Here is an 11,066-nt window from a genome sequence, read left to right as displayed (position 1 = left end):
AGCGGTATTCCGGGTCAATAGTCCGGGTCAGTGTAAAATGCGCCCATGATGAACAAGATTTACCACTACAAACCCAACGGCGAGGTGCCGGCGGGCGAATCTCTGCCTGAGGGGGTGCACCGCATTGCACTGGGTGTGGAATACTGTGGCACGCGCCTGCGGGGCTTTCAGAAGCAGAAACACGATCCGCAGACGGTGCAGGAAACCCTGGAAAAGGCGCTGTCGAAGGTTGCTGCAGAGCCGGTCGCGCTGGTGTGTGCCGGGCGCACCGATGCGGGGGTACACGCCACCGGTCAGGTGATCCACTTCGATACCACCGCCGTACGCCCCACCAAGGCGTGGATACAGGGGGTGAATACCCAGATGCCGTTCGATGTACGGGTGCACTGGGCGAAGGAGATGCCGGCGCAGTTCCACGCGCGCTTTTCCGCGCGCAACCGCACCTATCGCTACCTGATCCACAGTGCGCCGACCCGCGCAGCACAGGCAGCGCGCGAAGTGACCTGGACCGAACGCACACTGGATATACAGGCCATGCGCGCAGGTGCCCGGTACCTGATCGGAGAGCACGACTTCAGCAGCTTTCGCGCGGCCCAGTGCCAGGCGAAATCGCCGGTACGGCGGCTCACACGGTTGGATATCGGCCGGGTAGGGCGGTTGATTGTGCTGGAGGTGAGTGCCACGGCGTTTCTGCACCATATGGTGCGCAATATCGCCGGTGTATTGATGGCGGTAGGGCGCGGTGATCGCCCGCCTGCGTGGGTGGGGGAGGTGCTTGCCGCGCGGGACCGCACCGCTGCCGGGGTTACCGCCGCGCCACATGGTCTGTATCTGGTGGATGTTCAGTACCCGCCGGAGTTTGCACTGCCGGCCGTGGCACCTGGCCCTCTGTTGGTCTCGCAACCGCTGGGTACCATCGGCAGGGATCCGTAAGGCTGCGCCATGGATGGAACGCGCTGGCCTGCGCGTTTCGTCGCGCCCGGTGATCTGCTAGTATCGCCTGCTCTCCGAATTCTTCTGCTGCCAGCTTCCGGGATGTACGGCGTAGCGCGTCGGGCTGGTGGTGTAGGTGCAAGTGTGAAATTCCACACAAACGATTAATGGATTATGCGCGTAAAGATCTGCGGGATTACCAGTGTCGAAGACGCTCGCCTGGCGGTAGATGCCGGCGCGGATGCGTTGGGCCTGGTGTTTTACCCTCCCAGCCCCCGGCATGTGACGGTCGAGCTGGCAACAGAAATTGCCAGTGCCGTATCGCCGTTTGCGGTACTGACCGGGCTTTTCGTCAATGCGCACCCACAGGAAGTGGAAGATATTCTCAAGCTGGTGCCCCTGAATCTGCTCCAGTTCCACGGCGATGAAAATGCGCCCTATTGCCGTCAATTCCATCGCCCGTATATGAAAGCCCTGCGCATGAAGCCGGATCTGGATCCGGTGGAAGCCATGGCGGCTTACCCCGACGCCCGGGGGGTGCTACTGGACGCCTATCGCAAGGGGGTGCCCGGGGGTACCGGAGACACCTTCGATTGGCAGCGGGTGCCCCAGGGCGGTGACCGCCACATTATTCTGGCCGGTGGCCTCAATCCCGAGAACGTTGCAGAAGCGATTGCCGCTGCCCATCCGCATGGCGTGGATGTCAGCGGTGGCGTAGAAGCCGCCCCTGGCCGTAAAGACCCGCAAAAAGTGCGTGCATTTATCGATGCCGCCCGTAGCGCCGCAACAAGCGACGCGCGCAGTAACGCATTGACCCAAGGAGTTTGAGCAGTGAGTAAACCCAGTTCGCCCATCGATTTCGGGGCCTATCCGGATGCCCGTGGGCACTTCGGCGAGTTCGGTGGACGCTTCGTCTCCGAAACCCTGATCAGCGCCCTCGATGAACTGCAGGAAATGTACCAGCGCCTGAAAGACGACGCGGATTTCCAGGCAGCCTTCGACTATGACCTGGCCCACTATGTGGGGCGCCCCTCGCCTCTGTATCTGGCGGAGCGGCTGACAGAATCCGCCGGCGGCGCAAAAATCTGGCTCAAGCGTGAAGATCTCAATCATACCGGCGCGCACAAGGTGAACAACACCGTGGGTCAGGCATTGCTGGCCAAGCACAGTGGGAAAAAGCGGGTGATTGCGGAAACCGGCGCCGGTCAGCACGGTGTGGCCACGGCTACCGTCGCCGCTCGCCTGGGACTGAAATGCGCAGTGTACATGGGGGCGGAAGACGTCAAGCGCCAGTCCCCCAATGTGTACCGCATGAAACTGCTGGGGGCGGAAGTGATCCCGGTGGAGTCTGGCTCCAAGACCCTGAAGGACGCCATGAACGAAGCCATGCGCGACTGGGTCACCAATGTGGACGATACCTTCTACATTATCGGCACTGTGGCCGGCCCGCACCCGTACCCGCAGCTGGTGCGTGACTTCAACTCGATTATCGGCCGCGAAGCCCGTCGCCAGAGCCTGGAGCAGTTCGGCCAGTTGCCCGATGCGCTGGTGGCCTGTGTGGGCGGCGGCTCCAATGCCATTGGTCTGTTCCACCCGTTCCTCGGTGATGAATCGGTAAAAATGTACGGCGTGGAAGCGGGCGGTGACGGGGTGGAAACCGGTCGCCATGCGGCGCCACTGAACGACGGTGTCCCCGGTGTTCTGCACGGCAACCGCACCTACCTGATGGAAGATGACGACGGACAGATCATCGAGACACACTCCGTGTCCGCGGGCCTCGATTACCCCGGTGTGGGGCCGGAACACGCGTGGTTACGGGATATTGGTCGCGTGGATTATGTCGCGATCAATGACGACGAAGCGCTGAACGCGTTCCGTAAGCTCACCCGCACCGAAGGCATTATTCCGGCGCTGGAGTCCAGTCACGCCGTGGCCTATGGGGTCAAGCTCGCCGCCACCATGAAGCCGGATCAGAATATTGTGGTGAATCTGTCTGGTCGCGGTGACAAGGATATTTTCACCGTCGCGGCCATCGACGGTATTGAGGTGTAAGGAGCACAGTGGTGAGTGAGTTGAATAACAGAATTGATCGCTGTTTTGCCAAGTTGCGCAGCGAAGGGCGCAAGGCGCTGGTGACGTATATCGTGGCCGGCGATGGTGGCCTGGAAAATACCGTGGACCTGATGCATCAGCTGGTAGCCAGTGGCTCCGACCTGATCGAGCTGGGTGTGCCGTTTTCCGACCCGATGGCGGAAGGGCCTGTGATCCAGAAAGGGCACGAGCGTGCGCTGGAGCAGAAGGCCTCGCTGCGCAAGTGCATGGAGTTGCTCAAGGAGTTTCGCTCTCAGGATGACGAGACGCCGGTCATCCTGATGGGTTACGCCAACCCCATCGAGAAAATGGGTGCGGAAGCCTTTGCCGATGCGCTGAAGGAGGCCGGTGGTGATGGTGCCCTGACGGTGGACCTGCCGGCGGAAGAAGCGGGCCCTCTGAACAATCTGCTGCAGGCGCGTGACCTGCGCAATATCTTCCTGTTGACTCCCACCACCAGCGATGCGCGTATTGCCGAAATCACCAGGCTGGCCAGTGGCTTTGTCTACTATGTATCCCTGAAAGGCGTGACCGGTGCCGGCCACCTGGATCTGGATTCGGTGCGCGATAACCTGGCGCGGATTCGTCGCCATACGGATCTGCCCCTGTGTGTCGGCTTTGGTATCAAGGACGGCGCTTCCGCGAAAGCGGTCAGCGCCGATGGCGACGGTGCAGTAGTGGGCAGTGTGCTGGTATCGGCGGTGGGCGAGGCGGCGGACGGCGCTGCAGCCAAAGACCGTATTGGCGGCATTGTGGCGGAAATGCGTGCAGCGCTCGACGCGTGAATGGGTGTGTGGGGTTGGCGCAGGTTCATTGATAAATCAGGCGCCGACTAGCCTGTAATACCGTTTGGCCAGAAAGCCCGATTTTGCGGCTTATCTGGCCAAGTGCAATTTTTTTGAAAGTGGTTTAATTCGCGGTTTTAGAATTGCCGGTCATATAGGCTGGGCCCTTCAGCAAGCAGGGTATTGTCCGGCAGGAAACGAATTCAGAGTGCTTCGGGTTGACCGTGGTGCTAAATGGCAAGTATTGGATTTGGTAACAGAATGAGCTGGTTAGAAAAAATTGTTCCGTCTGTGATTCGTACCGAGCGCCGCGCTGGCGCGAGCAAGGTGCCGGAGGGGGTGTGGAAGAAGTGCGTCAAGTGCGATTCCACCCTGTACCTGCCGGAGCTGGAGCGCAATCTGGATGTGTGCCCGAAATGTGAGCACCACTTCCGTATCGGTGCCCGTCGTCGCCTGGATATGTTCCTGGATGCGGAGCACCGCGAGGAGCTGGCGACGGATGTGGAGCCGGTGGATCGCCTGAAGTTCAAGGACGTCAAGAAGTATAAAGACCGTCTGACCCAGGCGCAGAAGGCGACTGGTGAGAAAGATGCGCTGGTGGCGATGCAGGGTTTGCTGGAAGGCAAGCCGGTGGTTGCGGTGGCGTTTGAGTTTGCTTTCCACGGTGGTTCCATGGGTTATGTGGTGGGTGAGAAGTTCACCCGTGCGGCCCGGCGTGCCCTGGAAGAGAATATTCCGTTGGTCTGTTTTTCGGCCACCGGTGGTGCGCGGATGCAGGAGGCGCTGATCTCGCTGATGCAGATGGCGAAGACGTCGGCGGTGCTGGAAAAGATGCGGATGGCGGGTGTGCCTTACATTTCGATCATGACGGATCCGGTGTACGGTGGTGTTTCTGCTTCTCTGGCGTTGCTGGGGGATATCAATGCGGCGGAGCCGGGTGCGCGCGCGGGTTTCGCCGGGCCGAATATCATTGAGCAGACGATCCGTCAGAAGCTGCCGAAAGGTTTCCAGCGTGCGGAGTTCCTGCTGGAGCACGGTGCGATCGATATGATTATTCCGCGCAAAGATATGCGGAATACGGTTAGCCGGATTCTGGGTAAGCTTTCCAATAATTGATCCCTTGGTTTGGGTCTCGGGGTCCCGGTAGCTGGCCTTGTGGCGGCGATGCTACCGGGTGCGGTCTTGCGAGACACGTCGTGAACCCATCCATGGGGACTCTTCCGCGAGGTCCCTCTCGCGGAAGGTCTCGCAAGACCGCCCCCGGTATCACCGCCTTCTCATCAGCCTTTGCGTTTTTCTCAAGCTAATTTTCCCTGCAGTTTCTTGCCCCCTGTATACCGGCTAAAATTCTTCCATCTGAATAAGTACCGGTGACCTCATGCGCGACCTCCAATCCTGGCTCTCCCGCCTGGAACAACTCCACCCTACAGAAATCGAACTCGGCCTGGATCGCGTTGCTGCCGTGGCGAGCGATCTCGATGTGCTGACGCCAGCCCCACGGGTAATTACCGTGGCGGGGACCAACGGTAAGGGCAGTTGTGTGCGCACCATGGAGGCGCTGTTGCGCGCCGGGGACCATTCCGTGGGGGCTTACAGTTCGCCGCACCTGCTGCGCTTTAATGAGCGCATTCGGATTGACGGGCGGGAGGTGGACGACGGGCAGTTGATCGCGGCCTTTGAGGTGGTGGAGCAGGCGCGGGGTGAGATTAGTCTGACCTATTTTGAATTCACGACGCTGGCGGCTTTGTGGCTGTTCAAGCAGGCGGAGGTGGAGTTTGCGTTGCTGGAGGTGGGCCTGGGTGGTCGCCTGGATGCGGTCAATATCGTCGATCCGGATATTGCGATCATTACCAGTGTGGCGGTGGATCACGAGGCCTGGTTGGGGAATGACCGGGAGGTGATTGGCCGGGAGAAGGCGGGAATTCTGCGTGCGGGGAAGACTTTTATTTGCGCGGATCCACAGCCGCCGGCTTCGGTGATTGATGTTTCCGGCGAGCTTGGCTGTGAGAGCTTTTTTATCGGGCATGCGTTTTCCCTTGCCGATGGGGAGTATTCCCTGCAGGCGGAGCCGGCTCTGTCATTGGGTGTGCCGGCGCTGCGGTTGCCGCCGGCCAGTGTGGCGGCGGCGTTGACGGCTTTGGCGGTTGCGGGGGAGTTGCCGGGGGCGGAGCAGGTTTGTGAGGTATTGGAAGCGCTGCAGATGCCCGGTCGTTGTCAGGCGGTGCGTTGGCAGGAGCGCAACCTGTTGCTGGATGTGGGGCACAATCCGGCGGCGGCGAACTATCTGGCGGATTGGCTGGCGGCTCATCCGGTGACGGGTCGTACGGTGGCGCTGGTGGCGGTGATGGCGGACAAGGATCTGGACGGTCTGGTCGAGCCACTGAAAGCGACGGTGGACTACTGGTTTCCGGCGCTGTTGCCGGATAATCCGCGCGCGGCGAACGCCGAGCAGATTCTGGCGGGGCTTGCGGCGGCGGGGGTTGCCGGGGAGCAGGTTGCGGACCGTTGCGCGCCGGTGGTGGAGCAGTTACCGGTGGCCATGGGCGTGCTGGGCAGGGAAGACAGGTTGCTTGTTTTCGGGTCTTTCTTTACCGTTGCGGAAGTATTGTCCGAAATAGAGCGGCTCGGTGGAGCCGAATAGCCCAGACCTAGAGAGCACAGACACATGGCCGGTGGGGACAGCGACTCCGAATCCAATTCTCAACAACGCCCCAAGGGCTCGCCTCGCCGGCTGAACGATGGGGTGAAGCAGCGTATTGTGGGGGCCCTGGTGCTGGCGGCGCTCGCCGTCATTTTCCTGCCTTCGCTGTTTGACCGGGAAGGGGCGCGTTATATCGACGTTACCAGTCAGATTCCCGCGGCGCCGGATATCAAGCCAATTTCCATTGCCGAGCCACAACCCATCGAGAATATCGCGCCCGCGCCGCCGGTAAACGACGTGTTCCAGCCGGATTACGTGGAGCCCTCGAGCCCCGCGCCGGACCCGGAAGCGGTATCCCTTGCGTCGGAGTCACCCGCGGAGCCGGAAGTGGTGGCTCAGGGTGAAGCGGAGCCTGAGCCCTCCAAGCCGACCGAATCAGCAGCGCAATTGCAGCTGCCAGCGGAGCAGACTCAGCTGGATGACCAGGGATTACCCGAGGGTTGGGTGGTTCAGGTGGCGGCCTACAAAGAGGCGGCCAGCGCTGACCGCATGCGCAATAAACTGATGGATGCCGGTTTCCGTGCCTATACCCGCGCCGTGGATACCCCCAAGGGCCGCTTTGTACGGGTATTTGTGGGGCCCAAACTGAGCCGGGTGGATGCGCAGTCAGAAAAGCAGAAGCTGGATAAACTCCTCAAGACCGAGACCCTCATCCTGCGCTACCGGGCCTGATACCGGCGGGCGCGGGCTGACCTTACCATGCACTCCTTTTCGAATAGCTTGTCATTGGATTTGGTGAACTGCTTCACTGGCTCCGGTCGGTAAGTTAGAATGCGCGCTCTTCGCGGCAGCCGCCGCGTAGCAGGTAGGGTTGAATGAACTGGGCTGACTGGACCATTCTGGCAATCGTCGCCATCTCCACGCTGATCGGCTTGAGCCGAGGCTTCGTGCGCGAAGTACTGTCGCTACTCACCTGGGTGGCGGCGTTCGTAGTGGCGATGATGTTCCGCGACCAGCTGGCGCCACTGCTCTCCAACCTCGTCGATACGCCTTCACTACAGGCCATAGCCGCCTTTTCCATACTGTTCATCTTTACCCTGCTGGCAGGAGCCGGCCTGAATATGACCCTGTCTGCGTTCGTGGAGGCCACCGGCCTGTCGGGCACCGATCGGGTATTGGGTATGGTGTTCGGTCTGTTCCGCGGCTGCATCATTGTGATGGCGTTGCTGATCTTTGCCCCGGCACTGGCGCCGGTGGACCAGGACGGCTGGTGGCAGCAATCGACGTTGATACCGCATTTTCTCGAATTTGAGGATCGCGCGCGCGAAGCGGCAGGCGCGATCAAGGACTTCTTCGCAGGGCAAATTGACTGATCGATGGGCTGCAGGAGGCGGCGCGGGATCACCATGACCATTTCGAAATGACTGGGGTTATCTGAAGTATGTGTGGCATCGTTGGAATCGTCGGTAAGAGTGACGTCAATCTGCAGTTATATGACGCGCTCACTCTGTTGCAGCACCGTGGCCAGGACGCCGCCGGCATCGTCACCTGTGATGGGGACCGCCTGAATCAGCAAAAGGCCAATGGCCTGGTGCGCGACGTTTTCCGGGCGCGCCATATGCAGCGCCTGACCGGCAACTTCGGTATCGGTCATGTGCGCTACCCCACCGCCGGCAGCTCCGGCCCCGCGCTGGCCCAACCCTTCTACGTCAACTCCCCTTACGGCATCGCCATGGCCCACAATGGCAACCTCACCAACGTCAATGAGGTGAAGGAACAGATCTTCCAGCAGGACCTGCGCCACATCAATACCGACTCCGACTCGGAAGTCCTGCTCAACGTCTTTGCCCACGAGCTGCACAAGCAGCACAAACTCCAGCCCAAAGCCGAAGATATCTTCACGGCCATGCGCGCGGTACACAAGCGGGTGCGCGGTGGTTACGCCTGTGTGGCGATGATTGTCGGTTACGGCGTGGTCGCCTTCCGCGACCCCAACGGCATCCGTCCGCTGGTGTACGGTAAGCGCGAGACCGATCAGGGCACGGAATATATGGTGGCCTCGGAATCCGTGGCGCTGGACGTTCTCGGTTACACCCTTGTGCGCGATGTGGCACCGGGTGAATGTATCTACATCGAGCTGGACGGCACCGTGCACTCCGAACAGTGCGCAGAAAACCCGCAGCTGCGCCCATGCATTTTCGAACACGTGTACTTCGCCCGCCCGGATTCCATTATGGATGGTGTTTCCGTGCACAAGGCGCGTCTGCGTCAGGGCGAGCACCTGGCTGAAAAAATCCTGCGCGAGCGCCCGGACCACGATATCGACGTGGTCATCCCGATTCCGGATTCTTCCCGTTCCGCGGGCCAGATGGTGGCACATCGTCTGGGTGTAAAATTCCGGGAAGGTATGGTGAAGAACCGCTATATCGGCCGTACTTTTATCATGCCGGGTCAGAAACAGCGTAAAAAATCGGTTCGCCAGAAACTGAACCCGATCGAGCTGGAGTTTCGCGGCAAGAATGTACTGCTGGTGGACGATTCCATCGTGCGCGGTACTACCTGTAAGCAGATCATCCAGATGGCGCGCGATGCGGGTGCCAACAAGGTTTATTTTGCCTCGGCTGCGCCGGCGGTGAAATACCCGAACGTGTACGGCATTGATATGCCTTCTGCCACCGAGCTGGTCGCCCACAACCGCACCACTGAAGAGGTGTGTGAGGAGATCGGCGCGGACTGGCTGATCTATCAGGATCTCGATGAGCTGGTGGTGTCCTCTGGGGATGGCAATACCGAGATCAAGGAGTTTGATTGCGCGGTCTTTGATGGCAAGTACATCACCGGTGATGTTACCCAGGAATACCTGGACAGCCTGCATGCGGCGCGCAATGACAATGCGAAAGGGAAGGGCAACGAGAGCTCGTTGTAAGCTCTAGTAAGGCTCCCTCTTATTTTATTCGGCCCACCCATCGGTGGGTCGAAGTGTATTTGCCAATCGTTAAGGCGCTGATGCCGGAAGTTGTTTGCGAGACCTTCCGCGAGAGGGACCTCGCGGAAGAGCCCCCATGGATGGGTTTACGGCGTGTCTCGCAAACAACTTCCGGCAGCAGTGCCGCCAGTGCCCTACCTACGTAGCACCCCGTACCGCGGTGGTAAAATGAGCTCCGATTTTGCCAGTATTGGCGACAGAGCAGCGGGTATCCGTTTTCAAAACCGCTGTGAATACGTCCATGTACGCTGCGTCGGCGACGTCCCTGTCGCCGACGCTTTTGAAAACGGATCCCCGCTACTCTGTCTTCGCATTAAATCTATTTACTTCGTAGCTTTTATGATTCGCTCTGCCCAAGCCGCCTTCATGGGTTAAGATTACCAGCTCAGCAATTTCTAACCCGGGACGGTTAATCCATGTTTGAAGACGACGGCTACGCACTGGAAACACTGGCGGTACGGGCAGGCCAGAGCCGGTCGGCGGAAGGCGAGCACGCCGAGCCTATTTACACCACATCCAGTTACGTCTTTCCCTCCGCGGCCGAAGCCGCCGCGCGTTTCTCCGGGGATTCTCCCGGTAACGTCTACTCCCGCTACACCAACCCCACCGTGCGTATGTTCGAAGAGCGTATCGCCGCGATGGAAGGGGGCGAGGCCGCCGTTGCCACCTCGAGCGGCATGGCCGCCATTCTCAGCCTGTGCATGGCCACCCTGAACAGCGGTGACAAAGTCATCTGCTCCCGCAGCGTATTCGGCACCACCACCGCACTGTTTACCCGTTACATGATCAAGTTCGGGGTTAAAGTCAGCTTCGTCGAACTCACCGACTTCCAGGCCTGGAAAGACGCGCTGGATGGCGACACCAAACTGCTGTTTATGGAAACACCGTCCAATCCCCTGTGCGAAGTCGCGGACATCCGCGCCATGGCCGACCTCGCCCACAGCGCCGGTGCACAGTTAGTGGTCGATAACTGCTTCTGTACCCCGGCACTGCAACGCCCGCTGGCGCTGGGGGCCGACATTGTTGTGCACTCCGCCACCAAATTCCTCGATGGCCAGGGTCGCTGTCTGGGAGGCGTGGTGGTGGGCAGGAAAGAAGTCATGGACGAAGTCGTCATCTTCCTGCGCACCTGTGGCCCCAGCCTGAGCCCGTTCAATGCCTGGGTATTCCTGAAAGGGCTGGAGACACTGAATCTGCGTATGCGCGCGCACTGTACCAGTGCGTTGGATATCGCCTGGTGGCTGAAAGAGCAGGCGCAAGTGGAGAAGGTTAATTATGTGGGCTTGCCCAGCCATCCCAATCACCAGCTGGCCGCTGCCCAGCAGAGTGGTTTCGGCGCTGTATTCAGCTTTACCGTCGCCGGTGGACGCGAGGCGGCCTGGAAGGTGATTGATGCCTGCCGGATCTTCTCGGTGACGGCCAACCTCGGCGACGCCAAAAGCACCATCGTGCACCCGGCAACCACCACCCATGGCCGCCTGAGCGATGAAGACAAGGAGAAAGCCGGCATCACCGAAAACCTGATCCGTATCTCCGTTGGCCTGGAAAGCGCGGATGATCTGAAGGCGGATCTGGCGCGAGGCTTGTCGGCGATCACGTAAAATGGTCACAATGGCGCGGAATGTGACAT

General features: G+C 60.1%; 10 protein-coding genes. All 10 read left to right on the top strand.

Annotation, left to right across the window (positions count from 1 at the left end; genetic code table 11):
• Positions 1–45: 45 nt before the first annotated feature.
• The 10 genes from truA (at position 46) to LRR79_RS13940 (ending at position 11,037) form a co-directional block, all read left to right on the top strand.
• A complete protein-coding gene (gene truA / locus LRR79_RS13985; RefSeq protein ID WP_231757802.1) occupies positions 46–933 on the top strand; it encodes a tRNA pseudouridine(38-40) synthase TruA in 888 nt (295 codons plus the stop codon).
• A gap of 174 nt (positions 934–1,107) precedes the next feature.
• The gene (locus tag LRR79_RS13980) at positions 1,108–1,761 is read left to right on the top strand and encodes a phosphoribosylanthranilate isomerase (RefSeq protein WP_231757801.1); all 654 of its coding nucleotides are present in this window, start codon (positions 1,108–1,110) and stop codon (positions 1,759–1,761) included.
• A gap of 3 nt (positions 1,762–1,764) precedes the next feature.
• Positions 1,765–2,985 carry a tryptophan synthase subunit beta gene (gene trpB / locus LRR79_RS13975; protein ID WP_231757800.1) on the top strand — a complete coding sequence of 407 codons (1,221 nt, stop codon included), beginning with the start codon at positions 1,765–1,767 and terminating at the stop codon, positions 2,983–2,985.
• An 11-nt stretch (positions 2,986–2,996) separates the two neighbouring features.
• Positions 2,997–3,809, top strand: coding sequence for a tryptophan synthase subunit alpha (gene trpA / locus LRR79_RS13970; protein WP_231757799.1), 813 nt, complete (start codon positions 2,997–2,999; stop codon positions 3,807–3,809).
• Positions 3,810–4,070: 261 nt separating this feature from the next.
• Positions 4,071–4,925 carry an acetyl-CoA carboxylase, carboxyltransferase subunit beta gene (gene accD, locus LRR79_RS13965; RefSeq protein ID WP_231757798.1) on the top strand — a complete coding sequence of 285 codons (855 nt, stop codon included), beginning with the start codon at positions 4,071–4,073 and terminating at the stop codon, positions 4,923–4,925.
• Positions 4,926–5,187: 262 nt separating this feature from the next.
• Positions 5,188–6,450 carry a bifunctional tetrahydrofolate synthase/dihydrofolate synthase gene (gene folC / locus LRR79_RS13960; protein WP_231757797.1) on the top strand — a complete coding sequence of 421 codons (1,263 nt, stop codon included), beginning with the start codon at positions 5,188–5,190 and terminating at the stop codon, positions 6,448–6,450.
• 102 nt (positions 6,451–6,552) lie between these two features.
• Entirely contained in the window at positions 6,553–7,182 is a 630-nt protein-coding gene (locus LRR79_RS13955) for an SPOR domain-containing protein (RefSeq protein ID WP_231757796.1), read from the top strand.
• A 143-nt stretch (positions 7,183–7,325) separates the two neighbouring features.
• Positions 7,326–7,823 carry a CvpA family protein gene (locus LRR79_RS13950; RefSeq protein WP_231757795.1) on the top strand — a complete coding sequence of 166 codons (498 nt, stop codon included), beginning with the start codon at positions 7,326–7,328 and terminating at the stop codon, positions 7,821–7,823.
• Between the two features lie 68 nt (positions 7,824–7,891).
• Positions 7,892–9,376 (top strand): amidophosphoribosyltransferase, encoded by a 1,485-nt coding sequence (gene purF / locus LRR79_RS13945; protein ID WP_231757794.1) that lies wholly within the window; start codon positions 7,892–7,894, stop codon positions 9,374–9,376.
• A 476-nt stretch (positions 9,377–9,852) separates the two neighbouring features.
• Positions 9,853–11,037, top strand: coding sequence for an O-succinylhomoserine sulfhydrylase (locus tag LRR79_RS13940; protein ID WP_231757793.1), 1,185 nt, complete (start codon positions 9,853–9,855; stop codon positions 11,035–11,037).
• Positions 11,038–11,066 lie beyond the last annotated feature (29 nt).

The sequence above is a fragment of the Microbulbifer elongatus genome, from assembly GCF_021165935.1.
Taxonomy (GTDB): domain Bacteria; phylum Pseudomonadota; class Gammaproteobacteria; order Pseudomonadales; family Cellvibrionaceae; genus Microbulbifer; species Microbulbifer elongatus.
The sequence above is the reverse complement of the archived record's forward strand: the minus strand, read 5'-3'. Positions and strand labels throughout refer to the sequence as shown.

Coding starts and splice junctions, on each gene's coding strand:
- accD (WP_231757798.1), top strand. CDS start 4,071: ATGAGCTGGTTAGAAAAAATTGTTCCGTCTGTGATTCGTACCGAGCGC.
- LRR79_RS13940 (WP_231757793.1), top strand. CDS start 9,853: ATGTTTGAAGACGACGGCTACGCACTGGAAACACTGGCGGTACGGGCA.
- folC (WP_231757797.1), top strand. CDS start 5,188: ATGCGCGACCTCCAATCCTGGCTCTCCCGCCTGGAACAACTCCACCCT.
- LRR79_RS13980 (WP_231757801.1), top strand. CDS start 1,108: ATGCGCGTAAAGATCTGCGGGATTACCAGTGTCGAAGACGCTCGCCTG.
- LRR79_RS13950 (WP_231757795.1), top strand. CDS start 7,326: ATGAACTGGGCTGACTGGACCATTCTGGCAATCGTCGCCATCTCCACG.
- truA (WP_231757802.1), top strand. CDS start 46: ATGATGAACAAGATTTACCACTACAAACCCAACGGCGAGGTGCCGGCG.
- purF (WP_231757794.1), top strand. CDS start 7,892: ATGTGTGGCATCGTTGGAATCGTCGGTAAGAGTGACGTCAATCTGCAG.